Source organism: Thalassotalea sp. LPB0316 (assembly GCF_014898095.1).
In the GTDB taxonomy this organism is placed as follows: Bacteria; Pseudomonadota; Gammaproteobacteria; order Enterobacterales; family Alteromonadaceae; genus Thalassotalea_G.
The window spans coordinates 3,533,214-3,549,387 of sequence record NZ_CP062946.1; the positions used below are offsets into that span (position 1 = coordinate 3,533,214).

General features: G+C 42.0%; 16 protein-coding genes and 1 pseudogene. 12 read left to right on the plus strand and 5 right to left on the minus strand.

Annotation, left to right across the window (positions count from 1 at the left end; all coding sequences use genetic code 11):
• Positions 1-21: 21 nt before the first annotated feature.
• Genes moaD through LP316_RS15890 form a run of 6 tightly spaced genes read left to right on the plus strand, consistent with a single transcriptional unit; the run spans position 22 to position 4,071 of the window.
• Positions 22-282, plus strand: a complete 261-nt coding sequence (gene moaD, locus LP316_RS15865) for a molybdopterin converting factor subunit 1 (protein ID WP_193022073.1) — start codon at positions 22-24, stop codon at positions 280-282.
• Between the two features lie 2 nt (positions 283-284).
• Entirely contained in the window at positions 285-728 is a 444-nt protein-coding gene (gene moaE, locus LP316_RS15870) for a molybdopterin synthase catalytic subunit MoaE (protein ID WP_193022074.1), read from the plus strand.
• A gap of 3 nt (positions 729-731) precedes the next feature.
• A complete protein-coding gene (modA, locus tag LP316_RS15875; RefSeq protein WP_193022075.1) occupies positions 732-1,544 on the plus strand; it encodes a molybdate ABC transporter substrate-binding protein in 813 nt (270 codons plus the stop codon).
• Complete coding sequence (gene modB, locus LP316_RS15880; protein WP_193022076.1) at positions 1,544-2,233, plus strand: molybdate ABC transporter permease subunit; 690 nt, start codon at positions 1,544-1,546, stop codon at positions 2,231-2,233. Before modA ends, modB begins: the two co-directional genes overlap by 1 nt.
• 4 nt (positions 2,234-2,237) lie before the next feature.
• Complete coding sequence (modC, locus tag LP316_RS15885) at positions 2,238-3,302, plus strand: molybdenum ABC transporter ATP-binding protein (RefSeq protein ID WP_193022077.1); 1,065 nt, start codon at positions 2,238-2,240, stop codon at positions 3,300-3,302.
• Positions 3,303-3,312: 10 nt separating this feature from the next.
• Positions 3,313-4,071, plus strand: a complete 759-nt coding sequence (locus tag LP316_RS15890) for a HesA/MoeB/ThiF family protein (protein ID WP_193022078.1) — start codon at positions 3,313-3,315, stop codon at positions 4,069-4,071.
• A 22-nt stretch (positions 4,072-4,093) separates the two neighbouring features.
• Here LP316_RS15890 and LP316_RS15895 read toward each other — a convergent pair whose 3' ends face one another.
• Together LP316_RS15895 and LP316_RS15900 are read right to left on the minus strand one after the other, a co-directional pair.
• On the minus strand, positions 4,094-4,837 hold the full coding sequence (locus tag LP316_RS15895; protein ID WP_193022079.1) for a peptidylprolyl isomerase: 744 nt from the start codon (positions 4,835-4,837) through the stop codon (positions 4,094-4,096).
• A gap of 58 nt (positions 4,838-4,895) precedes the next feature.
• Positions 4,896-5,477 carry a DUF4202 domain-containing protein gene (locus tag LP316_RS15900; protein ID WP_193022080.1) on the minus strand — a complete coding sequence of 194 codons (582 nt, stop codon included), beginning with the start codon at positions 5,475-5,477 and terminating at the stop codon, positions 4,896-4,898.
• A gap of 222 nt (positions 5,478-5,699) precedes the next feature.
• Here LP316_RS15900 and LP316_RS15905 point away from each other — a divergent pair, with 222 nt between their 5' ends.
• Positions 5,700-7,337 (plus strand): CTP synthase, encoded by a 1,638-nt coding sequence (locus LP316_RS15905; RefSeq protein WP_193022081.1) that lies wholly within the window; start codon positions 5,700-5,702, stop codon positions 7,335-7,337.
• Positions 7,338-7,423: 86 nt separating this feature from the next.
• Positions 7,424-8,722, plus strand: a complete 1,299-nt coding sequence (gene eno, locus LP316_RS15910) for a phosphopyruvate hydratase (protein ID WP_193022082.1) — start codon at positions 7,424-7,426, stop codon at positions 8,720-8,722.
• Between the two features lie 124 nt (positions 8,723-8,846).
• Here eno and LP316_RS15915 read toward each other — a convergent pair whose 3' ends face one another.
• Positions 8,847-10,496: an electron transfer flavoprotein-ubiquinone oxidoreductase gene (locus tag LP316_RS15915; protein ID WP_193022083.1), complete on the minus strand. Its 1,650-nt coding sequence runs from the start codon at positions 10,494-10,496 to the stop codon at positions 8,847-8,849.
• Positions 10,497-10,790: 294 nt separating this feature from the next.
• Between LP316_RS15915 and LP316_RS15920 the strand changes: the two genes are divergently transcribed.
• The 4 genes from LP316_RS15920 to LP316_RS15935 all read left to right on the plus strand — a co-directional run bounded on the left by LP316_RS15920 (position 10,791) and on the right by LP316_RS15935 (position 13,757).
• A complete protein-coding gene (locus LP316_RS15920; protein WP_193023760.1) occupies positions 10,791-11,543 on the plus strand; it encodes an electron transfer flavoprotein subunit beta/FixA family protein in 753 nt (250 codons plus the stop codon).
• On the plus strand, positions 11,543-12,469 hold the full coding sequence (locus LP316_RS15925) for an electron transfer flavoprotein subunit alpha/FixB family protein (RefSeq protein ID WP_193022084.1): 927 nt from the start codon (positions 11,543-11,545) through the stop codon (positions 12,467-12,469). The genes LP316_RS15920 and LP316_RS15925 overlap by 1 nt, the downstream gene beginning before the upstream one ends.
• 153 nt (positions 12,470-12,622) lie before the next feature.
• On the plus strand, positions 12,623-12,943 hold the full coding sequence (locus tag LP316_RS15930; RefSeq protein ID WP_193022085.1) for a stress response translation initiation inhibitor YciH: 321 nt from the start codon (positions 12,623-12,625) through the stop codon (positions 12,941-12,943).
• Between the two features lies 1 nt (position 12,944).
• Positions 12,945-13,757, plus strand: a complete 813-nt coding sequence (locus LP316_RS15935) for a response regulator (protein ID WP_193022086.1) — start codon at positions 12,945-12,947, stop codon at positions 13,755-13,757.
• Between the two features lie 71 nt (positions 13,758-13,828).
• Here the strand turns inward: LP316_RS15935 and LP316_RS15940 are convergent.
• Positions 13,829-15,393, minus strand: a pseudogene (locus tag LP316_RS15940) (arylsulfatase).
• Positions 15,394-15,671: 278 nt separating this feature from the next.
• The gene (locus tag LP316_RS15945) at positions 15,672-15,989 is read right to left on the minus strand and encodes an HIT domain-containing protein (RefSeq protein ID WP_193022087.1); all 318 of its coding nucleotides are present in this window, start codon (positions 15,987-15,989) and stop codon (positions 15,672-15,674) included.
• Between the last annotated feature and the right edge of the window lie 185 nt (positions 15,990-16,174).

Genomic DNA, 16,174 nt, shown 5'->3' on the forward strand with positions numbered 1-16,174 from the left:
AAGCCGAAATAAGGAATAAAAATGGCAGAAACGATAACCATAAAATTTTTTGCGTCACTGCGCGAACAACTTGATTGTCAAGATCTAACACTCGAACTCACCCAAGAGATGAAAAGTGTTCAAGATGTCAAATTAGCCATCGTCAAACGTCATCCCAATTGGGCTGATGCACTTGAGCAAAGTAAATTATTAAGTGCGGTGAATCACAATATGGTGAGCAGTGATCATGCCATTGCGCCAAATGATGAAATCGCGTTCTTTCCGCCGGTGACGGGAGGCTAATAATGATCAAGGTACAACACCAAGATTTTGATCAAGCCGCTGAATATCGACTATTGTCTGAAAATACTGACGCAGATGGCGCGATAGTCACCTTTGTCGGTAAAGTGCGCAACAATAACTTAGGTGAAGATGTTAAGGGCTTATCACTTGAGCACTACCCACAAATGACAGAAAAAGCGTTAAAAGCTATTGTGAACCAAGCTAAAACCCAGTGGGAGCTTGGCAATGTTACGGTTATTCATCGAGTGGGGAAATTGGCTATTGGCGAGCAAATCGTGTTTGTTGGCGTAACCTCAAAACATCGTGCGAGTGCCTTTCAAGCCTGCGAATTTATTATCGATTACCTAAAAGTATCTGCACCGTTTTGGAAAAAAGAGCTCACCGATAATGGTGAGAAATGGTTAGATGCACGCGATAGTGATGAGCAAAAAGCAAAGTTGTGGTAAACCATGGCGACAAACCAAGTAATCAAGTTTATCACTCATATGCTTGCCATCATCCTGTGCGCAATTGGGCTAGTGCTTAGCGCTAATTTAACCGCACAAGCTCAAACACACGAGCAAGATAAACGAGTCGAGCACATAACACTGCGGATTGCCGTGGCCTCAAGTTTCACCCCCATATTAGCTCGCCTCGCCAATGATTTTAGCCAACAACACAAGGTAACTATCGAAACCATTTCAGCTTCGTCCGGCACCTTGTATCAGCAAATTGTCTATGGCGCGCCGTTTGACCTGTTTCTTAGTGCCGACGACCTTCGACCTGAAAAGCTCGCCGAGCAACAATTGATTTCACCGGAATCATTAGCGACATACGCGCAAGGGCAATTGGTATTATTTGGCTTATCACAAAAGCCACTTGATTACGCGTTTTTAGCCAATTATCGCGGTCGCATCGCCATCGCCAACCCTAAAACTGCGCCATATGGCAAAGCCGCTATGCAGGTCATTGAATCACTGGCTATTGGCGAGCAACTCACCCTGATCACCGGCCAAAACGTCGCGCAAACATACCAACAAGTGATCACCCAAGGTGTGCCGATCGGGTTAGTTTCACTGGGGCAACTTATGATAAACAAGCAGTCAGGCTACGTGATACCTCAACGGCTCTATCAGCCAATTTTGCAAAAAATGGTGATCCCAAAACAAAGTAAACAACCACAATTAGCCAGAGAGTTTCAACAGTTTTTGCTCAGTGAACAAACCCAGCGCCAGCTTACCCAACTTGGCTTCACTGCTGTTAGCGCGCAAGGAGATGATTAATGTTTGATCATCCTGATATCACTGCCCTATTGCTCACCTTAGAGCTTGCGGCAATCACCACGTTAATATTATTAGTTGTCTGCACGCCAATAGCTTGGTGGTTAGCGCATTGGCAATCACGCGCCAAGTTTTTAGTTGAAGCCTTCATCACCCTACCATTGATTTTACCGCCAACGGTTATTGGTTTTTATTTACTTATCGCCTTTGGGCCAAACTCCGCTTTTGGTCAGCTTTGGCAAGCGTTAACGGGCTCGCAACTCGCGTTTAGTTTTTCAGCCATTGTTATTGGTTCACTGTTTTATTCACTGCCGTTCGTTGTACAGCCATTACAAAGAGCCTTTGAACAATTAGGCACGGATTTACTCGAAGCTGGCGCTATGCTCAATGCCAACAAATGGGATCAATTTTTCACCATCGTTATGCCATTGACCAAGCCAAGTTTTATCACAGCTGCGACCTTGGGCTTTGCTCATACGATTGGCGAATTTGGTATTGTCCTGATGATTGGCGGTAATATTCCGGGTGAGACCCGTGTTTTATCACTCGCGCTGTTTGATCATGTTGAGGCATTTGAATACCAACAAGCCCATGCACTCGCTATGAGCTTATTAATTGGCTGTTTTGCACTGTTGGCTGCTGTCGGTTTTATCAACCGCAAAAAGCCAACGCACAAAGCAGGGTTAGGTTAAGCACATGCTGAAAATTGATATTACCTGCCCACTAACCGACTTTGCTATAAACCTTAGTACGGCAATAAAAACCGATGCTATCACCGGCATTTACGGTCGTTCAGGTGCAGGAAAAACGACATTATTAAGAATTATTGCGGGGCTCAACAAGCAAGCTTGTGGCTGTATTTCTCTCGATAACGAGCCCTGGTTAGATTCTTCAAATAAGCGATTCATTGCACCTGAGAAGCGCCAAGTTTCTATGGTTTTTCAAGACGCTCGGCTATTCCCTCACTTATCGATAGGACAAAATCTAAAATACGCTCAACGACGCTGTAAAAATGCCAAGATACACTATAGTGAGTTGGTCGACACCATGGGAATTAAGCCACTATTAAATAAGGATATCCGTACCTTATCAGGTGGTGAAAAGCAGCGTATTGCACTTGCTCGTGCGTTATTGTCTGAGCCTAAACTCCTGCTACTCGATGAGCCCCTTAGCGCGTTAGACAGCGGTAGTCGCAAACAATTTATTGCCCTACTGAGAAAGATCCACAAAAAGTATCAAATCCCGATGCTATTTGTTTCACATCAAATTGCTGAAATTCAACAATTAACCGACCAATTACTAGTACTTGATCACGGCAAAATTCACCACTTTGGCCCAACAACCGAGGTGATTCATACATTAAGTGATCTTGGTGATATTAACGAGCAAACTAGCTTAAGTTTAACTGTCGCTAAGCAGATGCCAGAATACGGTATTACCGAGTTAGTATTACTCGGCGAACAGACACTTTATTTACCGAGTCACTATTTAGCTGGCGATGAACATAAAGTGCGATGCACGGTCATGTCAACAGATATCAGTATCTGTATTGATCACTCGCCGACAACGTCGATCATGAATGTGTTACCTGTGGTAATCAACAAAATCAATCGGCTACATAATAAAGCTAAAATACAGGTAAGTTATAAAACACAGGTCTTTTTTGTCACGATTTCGCTGTACTCACTCACCACATTAAATTTAACACTTCAGCAAACAGTGTATATTCAATTTAAAGCCAGTGCCTTAAAAACAATTTAAAGGATTCAAGGTGTTAACAACTAACGAGCAATTAAAATATCAACGCCAAATCATGCTCAAGCAAATTGGTGAACAAGGTCAACTCGCACTGAGAAAAGCCAAAGTCATGATCGTTGGCCTCGGCGGTTTAGGTCACCCCGTCGCTATGTATTTGGCTGCTGCCGGTATTGGTGAGTTATTTCTTGCCGACGGCGATGTGGTCGATATCAGTAATTTACAGCGCCAAGTGCTCTTTAGCGCTGACGATATTGGTGAAAACAAAGCACAACGGGTTGCCGACAAACTGCAAGTACAGAATCAAGATATTGATATTGAAGTGATTGACGAGATGCTTGATGAAGAATCAGCTGATTACTACTGCTCACTGGTAGATATTGTGATTGACTGTACCGACAACATTAGCACTCGGCTGTTGTTGAATAAACAGGCATTCACCCACGGCAAAACCCTTATTTCTGGCGCAGCGACAGGTTTTGATGGCCAGTGTTTTGTCTTAAATAGACACCTGCATACAGATAACAAACAAACATCGGGCTGTTATCAATGCTTGATCCCAACTGCACAAGACGCACCAGCGTTAAATTGCTCGACTGTCGGTATTCTAGGCCCAGTGTTAGGTATTATTGGTGCAATGCAAGCACTGCTGTGTATAAAAGTGATTTGTGGCTTAAGCGTACCATCACAAAAATTGATGGTTTTTGATGGCATGTACCAGCAATGGCAGGAATTTAACATAACGGCAAATGAACAGTGTCCAATTTGCCGTTAGCTATTGTTAAATACTGAGCTGCTTATTTTCGAAATAAACGCGCTAAACCTAATAAACCAAGTAAGGCAAATGACATTGAGCCGCCTGAACTTGAGCCACCATCTGGTGTTGGCGTCACAACAGGCGCTCTAGTTGTTGGCGTTTTCTCAACATTTTCTTCAGTATTCGTGGCGTCATCAACAATGGTAATTGAAACAATTGAAACAAGATTCTCTTGTCCTGGGACAACAGTACAATCACTGGTATCGTAGTTCACCATAGGCATATCATTACACGTTGATAAGCCGTTAATTTCTTCGACAACATCCATACCACTGACCACTTGACCAAAAGCAGTAAAACCACCGTTTTGGTTGTCTAAATTAGCGCTGTTATTCGATACATTGAAAAACCATTGGCTAGTTGCACTATCTGGATTACCTGCCACTTTTGCCATCGCGATGGTACCGGCGGTATTTGACCAAACAGGCTCATTATCAACAGTCCCTTTGGTCGTGATAGCTTCTAAGGCTTCACCGTTAAAAGTAAAACCACCACCTTGAACAACAAAGTCGCTAACACTGCGATGAATAACGGTATTAATGTATGAATCATCTGCAACATAAGCCAAGAAGTTCTCAACCGTTTTCGGCGTTGATTGATCAAACAAGTTAACTTGAATTGTGCCGACGGAAGTTTCAATATCAACAATTGTTGCATAGCTTGTTGGTATAAAAAATAAACTTACTGCAACCCCTACTGCTTTTAAAAGAGTTTTGTTTTTCATAATATTAATTCTAATGCTGAAAGAAAAATAATAGACAACGCTGAAGTAATAACACTCATCACGCCAACGCTTGGGCGACTAACTTGCCAAGGTGTTCGGGTAAAGTCAATGATAGCGCGATATCTTTTGCCTGCTGTGACATTTTCTTCCATGTTTTTTGGACGATCTTAATAATTTTTTCATCATCGTGCTTACTGGCAAAGGCGTCAAAGTAATAACTCAAGAATACTAAGCAAGCGACATCTTCTAAGGTTTGCGTATCGCTATTCGTTTTAAGCTGCTCTTTTCTTAACATTACCCCTGTTTGCTCAGCTTCGCTCTCGCTGTAACCGTGCTCACGCATCACCTCCATTGCGGTTTCTGCGTGAAAAACACCGAGCGCTTTACGCCAAGCGTAATAACCCGCTTTGCCCAATGGATATTCGCTTCTTGCAATATGCCAACGTTTGACATGTTGTGCCCTCACAGCAATTTGCAACAGATCGCTTGCTTGTGGCCAATATTGATTCAAACACTTGGTCATACGTCGACCGTAAATCAACTCTTTAGCTACTGACTGACCATCGACCACTTCGCTATTCGGATCTTGAGCATTAATCTCATCAATTTTGGCCAATACGGCCTGTAATTTAGTAGACATAATTGTTGAATATTCACTGTTTGTAGATTTTTATTTAGTGTACCTGTAAACACACTAAATACTACTGAAATGAAGACAAAAATTTAACGATTATTGTCATTCGTTTGCTTGTTGTTCAGGCGATGTTTACGTATAATGTCGCCCCGTCTTGCTATACTTGATTTTTCATTCTAATGATCAAGTTTGGCTACATTTTCAAATTTCCTGACATCTGGGTTTAACATGACGACAAAATATATATTTGTAACGGGCGGTGTTGTTTCGTCGCTAGGTAAAGGTATTGCAGCTGCTTCATTAGCCGCAATTCTAGAAGCGCGTGGTTTAAAAGTGACCATGTTAAAGCTTGACCCTTACATTAACGTAGACCCAGGTACTATGAGCCCAATTCAGCACGGTGAAGTATTCGTGACTGAAGACGGCGCAGAAACCGACTTAGACTTAGGTCACTACGAGCGTTTTATCCGCACCAAAATGACCAAGCGCAATAACTTTACTACGGGTCGTATTTACCAAGATATTCTTGCTCGCGAGCGCAAAGGTGAATTCTTAGGTGCTACAATTCAAGTGATCCCACACATCACCAACGATATTAAACGCCGTGTAATTGAAGGCGCTGAAGGCTACGACGTTGCCATGGTTGAAATTGGCGGCACGGTAGGTGATATAGAATCACAACCATTCTTAGAAGCCATTCGTCAATTAGGTGTTGAATTAGGCCGTGAACGCGCTATGTTCATGCACTTAACGTTAGTTCCTTACCTCGCTGCATCAGGTGAAATTAAAACTAAACCGACCCAGCACTCAGTTAAAGAATTACGCTCAATTGGTATTTTCCCAGATATCCTTGTTTGTCGCTCAGAGGGCGCTATTCCAGCCAACGAGCGTGCGAAAATCGCCCTATTCTGTAACGTTGAAGAAAAAGCCGTTGTCTCAATGCGCGATGTCGACTCAATATACAAAATTCCAGCCTTGTTAAAATCACAAGGTACGGATGAAATTGTTGTTAAGCGCTTCGGTTTAGATGTACCAGAAGCTGACTTATCTGAATGGGAAAAAGTGCTTTACCAAGAAGCAAACCCTGTTGGTGAAGTGACTATTGGTATGGTCGGCAAATACACCGAATTACCGGATGCCTATAAGTCAGTGAACGAAGCATTAAAACATGCCGGTTTAAAAAACCAAGTAGGTATCAACATTAAGTACATCGATTCTCAAGATATTGAATCGAAAGGTGAAGAAGTCCTACAGGGGCTAGACGCAATCCTAGTACCTGGTGGTTTTGGTGAGCGTGGTGTCGAAGGTAAAATTGCTGCGGCCAAATACGCCCGTGAAAACAAAGTGCCATACTTAGGTATTTGTTTAGGTATGCAAGTTGCCTTAATCGAATTTGCCCGCAATGTTGCTGGGCTAGAAGGCGCTCATTCAACCGAGTTTAACCCTGAAACGCCATACCCTGTGGTTGGCTTAATTAACGAGTGGTTAGACGAAGAAGGCCAAGTAGAATACCGTGATGAATCATCGGATTTAGGCGGTACTATGCGCTTAGGTTCACAATTGTGCCACCTGGTGAAAGGTACCAAAGCTTGCGACGTATACGGCAGTGAAACAATTTATGAAAGACACCGCCACCGTTATGAGGTAAATAATACCTTAAGAGAAAAAATAGCAAACGCTGGCTTAGTTTTCTCTGGCTTATCGTCTGATAAGAAATTGGTTGAGATGATAGAAATTCCAGATCACCCATGGTTTATTGCCGGACAGTTCCACCCTGAGTTCAACTCAACGCCTCGCGATGGACATCCGTTATTTGAAAGTTTTGTTGCCGCTTCATTTGAGTACAGCAAACAAGAATCAAACTAAGCAAAGAACCGTAGCCCAGCTACGGTTTTTTATTAATAAAAATTAAGTTAATGCCCAAGCAAGGGCGACGTGTATGAGGAAAAACAATGTCGAAAATTGCTAAGATCATTGCTCGTGAAGTGATGGACTCTCGTGGTAACCCTACCGTTGAAGCTGACGTTTATCTTGAATCTGGTGCTTGGGGTCGTGCTGCTGCGCCATCAGGTGCATCAACAGGTTCTCGTGAAGCACTAGAATTGCGCGATGGCGACAAAGCTCGCTACTTAGGTAAAGGTGTTTTAAAAGCCGTTGACGCTGCGAACAATGCAATCGCACAAGCGTTAATTGGTCAAGACGCACTCGACCAAGCAAACATTGATAAAATCATGATTGATTTAGACGGTACTGAAAACAAAGAAAAATTCGGTGCTAACGCAATTTTAGCTGTGTCATTAGCAAACGCGAAAGCTGCGGCAATGGCAAAAGGCGTACAGTTATTCGAACACATTGCTGATCTTAACGGCACACCTGGTCAATACTCTTTACCACTGCCGATGATGAACATCTTAAACGGTGGTGAGCACGCTGATAACAACGTTGATATTCAAGAATTCATGATTCAACCAGTTGGCGCGCCAAGCTTTAAAGAAGCTTTGCGTATGGGTGCTGAAATCTTCCACGCATTAAAGAAAGTACTTTCTTCAAAAGGCATGAACACAGCTGTGGGTGACGAAGGTGGTTTTGCTCCTAACCTAGAATCAAATGCAGACGCTTTAGCTGTAATCAAAGAAGCGACACAAGCGGCGGGTTATGAGTTAGGTAAAGACATCACATTAGCATTAGACTGTGCCGCTTCTGAGTTCTACAACAAAGAAGAAGGCATTTACGACTTAGCAGGTGAAGGCAAGAAATACACGTCTAACGAATTCTCTGACTTCTTAGCGTCATTATGTGAACAATACCCAATCATCTCAATTGAAGATGGTTTAGATGAATCTGACTGGGATGGCTTTAAGTACCAAACAGATTTAATTGGCGACAAAGTTCAAATCGTTGGTGATGACTTATTCGTAACTAACACTAAGATTTTAGCCCGTGGTATTGAGCAAGGTATTGGTAACTCAATCTTAATTAAGTTCAACCAAATTGGCTCATTAACCGAAACATTAGCGGCAATAAAAATGGCCAAAGATGCCGGTTATACGGCGGTTATTTCACACCGCAGTGGTGAAACAGAAGATGCAACAATTGCTGACTTAGCCGTTGGTACAGCGGCAGGTCAAATCAAAACGGGTTCATTATGTCGTTCTGATCGCGTTTCTAAGTACAACCAATTATTACGTATCGAAGAGTTCTTAGGCGACAAAGCGGTATTTAACGGTTTAAAAGAAGTTAAAGGTCAGTAATTATGAAGGGGTCAGAGTCAAATGACTCTGACCCCAAATTGTTTTACTCTGACCCCGAAACAAAAAGCCCGTAATCGATGATTACGGGCTTTTTTAATGATTTAACACCTGAGGCAGGTTAGTGCTACATATTTGGGTAGTTTGGACCACCAGCGCCTTCTGGCGTAACCCAAGTAATGTTTTGGCTTGGATCTTTAATGTCACACGTTTTACAGTGAATACAGTTTTGCGAGTTAATCACAAACTTATCACCTTCTTCCGACGGTTGGATTTCATAAACACCAGCTGGGCAATAGCGTTGCGCAGGCTCTGCGTATTTCTCTAAGTTAACCGTCATCGGAATCGTTGCATCAGCAAGCTTTAAGTGGCAACGCTGATCTTCTTCGTGGTTGGTGTTGGATAAAAATACCGAAGATAAACGATCGAAACTCAACACGCCGTCAGGCTTAGCATACTGAATAACAGGTGCTTCACTTGCTAACATCAATTGCTCATGATCAAGTGATTCATCTTTGAAATTAAATGGTAATTTACCACCAAAGAAGTTCTGATCAATCGTGTTATACGCACCACCTAAGAAAGTACCAAACTTATGCATTGCTGGGCCAAAGTTACGCGTGTTGTATAACTCGTCATATAACCAAGATGCTTTGAAGTTTTCTTCGTAAGTGGTTAAATCTTTACCGCCTTCATCACCAGCAACGAGCGCATCGACAATGGTTTCAGCCGCTAACATACCGGTTTTGATCGCGGTGTGATTACCTTTGATCTTGGCAAAGTTAATCGTACCAGCATCACAACCGACCATAATAGCGCCCGGCATCGATTGTTTAGGCAATGAGTTAAAGCCGCCTTTAGCCAAGGCACGCGCGCCGTATGAAACACGCTTACCACCTTTTAGATACTGACTGATGGTTGGGTGATGTTTGTAACGTTGGAATTCTTCAAACGGGCTCAAATGTGGATTTGAGTAATTTAAATCGATGATCATACCAACAAACACTTGGTTATTCTCTGCGTGGTAAAGATAACCGCCACCACCAGTTTTGCTATCTAGCGGCCAACCAGCAGTATGAACAACTAAACCTTCTTGGTGCAGCTCAGGATCAATGTCCCAAATTTCTTTAAAACCAATACCGTAGTGCTGTGGTGATTTACCTTCATCTAGGTTGAACTTTGCAATAAGCTCTTTACCTAAGTGACCGCGACAACCTTCGGCAAAGACAGTATATTTAGCACGTAATTCCATACCTGGCATGAACGAGTCTTTTTCATTACCGTTTTCGTCAACGCCCATATCGCCGGTTAAAATACCGGCAACAGAGCCATCTTCGTTGTAAATCACTTCTTGAGCAGCAAAACCAGGGAAAATTTCAACACCCATCTCTTCTGCTTGCTCGGCCAACCAACGACAAACGTTACCCATACTGACGATATAATTACCTTCGTTGTGCATGGTTTTCGGAACAGCGAAACCCGGTAACTTGGTCGCTTTGTCTTCGCCACTAAAGAAATAAATATCATCACCTTTCACCGGTGTATTTAACGGCGCGCCTTTTTCTTTCCAATCAGGGAATAGCTCATTTAATGAGCGAGGTTCAAAGACCGCACCCGATAAAATGTGTGCACCAACTTCCGAGCCCTTTTCGACTACACACACCATTAATTCTTGCTCTTTTTCTTGTGCTAATTGCATTAAGCGACAAGCCGTAGCCAAGCCTGATGGACCTGCGCCAACGATGACGACATCAAACTCCATCGATTCGCGTTCCATAGTTCACCTCTTTTTTATAATAATAGATAAATTCAAACGGTCGTTTGAATTTAAAACACTTGTTTGATAGTATCAAGTTATTATAAATAATTTGCTGATAAATTCTATCCTGTAAATAACTATTTACTTGATATCAGTCAATTGATACTAAATGTCATTAGGTTTGGCTGAGTTAACATTGACGTAAAGGCAAAGTACAGATAGGCTCTCATGCCATATAAAAATAACCACTAACCAGAAAACACACTGGAAAGTTTTCAAACACAGTTTTATACGAAACAAGCAGAGGCGATGATGAAAGTATTAGTCCCGATTAAACGTGTGATTGACTATAACGTCAAAGTACGCGTGAAACCTGACAACTCTGACGTTGATCTTACTAACGTTAAAATGGCAATTAACCCATTTTGTGAAATTGCAGTTGAAGAAGCCGTTCGCTTGAAAGAAGCTGGCACCGCAACAGAGATCGTTGCCGTATCAATTGGCGACAAAAAATGCCAAGAACAACTTCGTACAGCATTAGCACTAGGTGCTGATCGCGCCATTCAAATAGACACAGAAGAGAGCTTAGACTCACTAAACATTGCTAAACTTCTACAAAAAGTTGTTGAAGAAGAAGCACCTGGCTTAGTGATTTTAGGTAAGCAATCTATCGATAGTGACAACAACCAAACGGGTCAAATGCTCGCGGCTCTAACCGGTATGCCACAAGGTACGTTTGCTTCAGAAGTAAAAGTAGAAGGTGACAAAGTTAACGTTACTCGCGAAGTAGATGGTGGTTTACAAACGGTTGCTTTAAACCTTCCTGCAATCGTTACTACGGATTTACGTCTTAACGAGCCACGCTACGCAAAACTGCCAGATATCATGAAAGCTAAACGCAAGCCTTTAGATGTTAAAGCGGCAGCTGATTTCGGCATCGATTTATCACCTCGTGCTACGTTATTAAAAGTAACACCTCCTGCAGAGCGTCAAGCGGGTATTGTAGTAGAGAGCGTTGATGAGTTAGTTGAAAAGTTAAAAAATGAAGCGAAGGTGATCTCATAATGGCTATTTTAGTATACGTAGAACACGACAACAGCGAATTAAAAGCTGATACCTTAAAAACTGTTGCTGCAGCTCAAGCCATTGGTGGTGACATTGATTTATTAGTTGCCGGTGAAAACTGTCAAGCTGTTGCTGATGCTGCGGCTAAAGTAAACGGCGTTCGCAAAGTATTAGTTGCTGACAATGCAGCTTACAGCCATCAGCTAGCTGAAAACGTTAGTGCTTTAGTTGTTGAGCTTGCTGGTGATTACGATCACATTTTAGCGACTGCGCTAAGCGTTGGTAAAAACTTTATGCCACGCGTTGCCGCTTTATTAGATGTTGCCCAAGTATCTGACATCATTGGTGTTGAATCGGCTGACACATTTGTTCGCCCAATATACGCTGGTAACGCAATTGCAACAGTGCAAAGTTTAGATGCGAAGAAGGTGATTACCGTTCGCGCTACAGCATTCGATGCGGTTGCAACAGATGGTAGCGCTGAAGTTGTTGCACTTTCAAACGCAACAGACGCAGGTATTTCGAGCCACGTTAGTGATGAGTTAACTGAATCAGAGCGTCCTGACTTAGGTGCGGCATCTGTGGTTATCTCTGGTGGTCGCGGTATGCAAAACGGCGAAAACTTCAAGTTACTTGAAGGTATTGCTGACAAACTAGGTGCAGCGATTGGTGCATCTCGTGCAGCAGTAGATGCTGGTTTTGTGCCTAACGACATGCAAGTTGGTCAAACAGGTAAAATTGTTGCCCCTGACCTATACATCGCCGTTGGTATTTCTGGTGCCATCCAGCATTTAGCGGGTATGAAAGACTCGAAAGTTATTGTTGCGATCAACAAAGATCCTGAAGCACCAATCTTCCAAGTTGCTGATTACGGTTTAGTTGCCGACTTATTCGACACATTACCGGAATTAGAAAGCAAACTTTAAGATTTTTATCTTAAATTTAAAAGCCACCATTACGGTGGCTTTTTTATATCCTATACTTACAACTTATCAAGGTAAAACAATCGATTAACCTAGATTATTGACAATGTCATGAAAACCCTTCAAAGTGCGTCAAATTTTTACAGGTAGCTGCTTATGCATGAAGAAAATAATTTAGTATATTCCACTGATCTTGGTCGAATAAAAGAAGAAAAAAAGCCAACGGTGACTCCTAGTGATGGCATAGCAAAAGTACGCAGAGAAACAAAAGGCCGTAAAGGCAAAGGTGTAATGACTATCTCAGGTTTAGGCCTTGAGTCCAAGGCACTTAAAGATCTAGCCAGTAAACTCAAGAAAACATGTGGTTGTGGCGGAAGTGTTGTCGGCGAAACAATTGAAATTCAAGGCGACAAACGTGAACAGATCAAGGCTGTACTTGAAAAGAGCGGCTTTAAAGTAAAGTTTATTGGCGGTTAATATGGTGTCATCAGTAGAAGGCGTATCATTGTCAGACTTATCAATTTTATTGATTGAGCCCTCTGATACTCAGCGAAAAATTATCGTTAAGCAGTTAAAAGAACAAGGGATTATTGATTTGGCTGAGGCGAAAAGTAAGACGCAAGCACTAGAAATCATGAATACCCATCCACGTGACTTAATTGCTAGCTCAATGTACTTTGAAGACGGTAGCGCCATTGATTTACTCAATGAAATTCGCAATCACGATGCCTTATCCGACACGCCATTTATGTTGGTGAGTAGTGAAATCAAGCGTGAGAGTTTAGAGGCATATAAGCAAGCCGGTGTTGTTGCGATTTTGCCTAAACCGTTTGAATCTTCTCATCTTAAAGCGGCATTAAAAAATACCGTTGATATCTTAAACGTCGAAGAAATGGATTTAGAACTATTCGATGTTAATGATATTCGCGTACTACTGGTTGATGACAGTAATCTAGCGCGCAAACACATTAAAAAAGTGCTCAACAATTTAGGCTTAATTAAAGTCACTGAAGCGGCAGATGGCCAAGAAGCGATTAATATATTAAATGATCAGATGTTCGATCTTGTGGTGACTGATTATAACATGCCAGAAGTTGATGGCAGAGAATTAGCTCAGTTCATTCGCACTAGCTCCGGACAATCTCATTTGCCAATTTTAATGGTGACAAGTGAAAGCAATGACACCCATCTAGCCAATATTAAACAAGACGGTGTAGATGCGTTGTGTGACAAACCATTTGAAACGCAATACGTTAAAAAGCTGCTGTTTCAATTACTCGATCACGATTAGCTAAAATAAATTAATTGGGGGCCAGACCTGACCAACTCTGCCCCCCAACATCTACTATTGATCAATATGACTTAGTTAGCTGTCTCACCATCAATTTTTACTTGCGATAAAATTTTATCGGTAAGCTTCTCAACAGACCAAGAATCTGAGCGCTGGCTGGGCGGGTATGGGATAAAGGTTTGCAGGAATTTAGCCGTCTCTGCAAGACCTAAATAAATATATGGCGCGCGATCAATCACCCACTCCCAGTACATGTTTGAATTATCATCGGCACGTTCGTATGGATCTCTGCGTAAATTAAACACTTTAGGCAAACGCAACATGACGAACGGCTCGGACCAAACCCCCATTTGCTTACCGCGGTTTTCAGCAAAGACAATTTTCCAATCACCAACACGAACACCGACAGGTAGTGCCTCGTCGTTTAAGTAGTGAAATACTTTACGTGGACCTTGGGGTTCTTTACCGGTTAAATAAGGTAAAAAGTTATAACCATCTAAATGTAGCTTTGCAATTTTGCCTTTGTAACGACGTTTACCTTCAAGCAGGTCTTGTTTCAAGCTTGTATCACCCGTTGCCGCGACAAGTGTAGGCATCCAATCTAGATGTGACATTATTTCATTAGAAACAACACCTGCAGGGATTTTACCTGGCCATCTAACCATTGCAGGGACACGGTAAGCACCTTCCCAGTTTGAGTTTTTCTCACTTCGAAAAGGAGTTACACCAGCATCAGGCCATGTATTAAAATGAACCCCATTGTCGGTTGAATACATGACAATAGTATTGTCAGCGATTTTTAACTCATCTAGCTTGTCTAGCATACGCCCTACTAACTCGTCATGAGCAACCATCACATCGTTGTAAAAACCTTGCCCTGACTTACCTAAATGTTTTTGCGCGGGATGAGTTCTAAAATGCATTCCGGTTGTATTTAACCAAACAAAAAACGGCTTGTTGGCTTTGTTTGCTTTTTCAATAAACTTAACGGCATGGCCTTCAAATTCTTCATCTGCAGTTTCCATACGTTTTTTCGTAAGCGGACCTGTATCCTCAATTCGCCCGTCCGCAAAAGAATGAATTACGCCACGAGGCCCAAAGCGTTCACGAAAAGCTGGATCTTTCGGGTAGTCTTCATGCTCAGGCTCTTCTTCAGCATTTAAGTGATATAAGTTGCCAAAGAATTCATCAAAGCCATGATTAGTGGGTAAATGTTTATCTTGATCGCCAAAATGGTTTTTACCAAACTGACCAGTGACATAACCTTTGTCTTTGAAGATAGTCGCCATGGTGATATCGCGTTCATGAATACCCATGTCGGCACCAGGCAAGCCTACTTTAGTCAAACCAGTACGAAGACCTGATTGACCTAATAAAAATGTTGAACGACCCGCTGTACAGCTTTGATCACCATAATAATCAGTAAAGCGCATACCTTCACGTGCTATGCGATCAATATTTGGTGTTGATATCCCATAATACCATCACTGTAGGCACTAATATTACCGATACCAATATCATCGCCCCAAATAATTAAAATATTTGGGCGCGTGGTGTCACTTGTCGCTAACGCGTTAAATGCTAGCAATGACATAGCTAAGCATAGGGTGCTTTTCACCCACGAGTTGTTTGCCATTATATATATCTCCTGTTGCAATAGTTTTTTTAATCAAAATATTACAACAGGAGATAGGAGTAGAACATGACAATAACGTTGTTTAATGACCATTAATGCCAATTAATAATCATTACAAAATAGCGTCTAAAAACACACCTCATAGTTAGGGCTAGTGTTTTTAGACGAATAAATTACTTACGATTGCATCGAGTGCATTTAATAATTTCGCTTGATATCTTGGGTTTGCTGAGTTGAATAATGGACAATTTCACTACGCCCCCAAACGGGTGAGCCAATCAATATCCTGCTCGAATCGAACAATTGTGAACATGTAACTGAGGCAAATATTGCCAAGTGCAGCGACCATTCATTTTCTTTCCGCCAAATAACTGCATCATCACTTCAGACAACATACTTGATTCATTTAGAAACTGTTGTTGGTCTTGCCAATCCATCTGGTAAATATCGACAACGTCTTCCACGCGAGGTATCAAAATGCACCATGGGTGATTAGCATTGTTCATCAAAACTAGACGGCAAAGTGGTAAATCTTTAATAAACACCGTATCGGCTTCAAGCATTTCATGTAACTTGAATGATTCAGTAGTACTCATGACTATTTCCTTTTATTCTTTCGACCACGACCACGCGCTTTTTTACGCGCTTCACGTTCAGCTATTTTTTGAGCTTCCAATTCATCAAAATAAACGATTTCTTGCTCTACCATATCAGGGGTTTCAAAAGAGATAGCACCTAAGGTTTTATCACGAATTTCATTGATTAAGATTTCAGAAGCTTT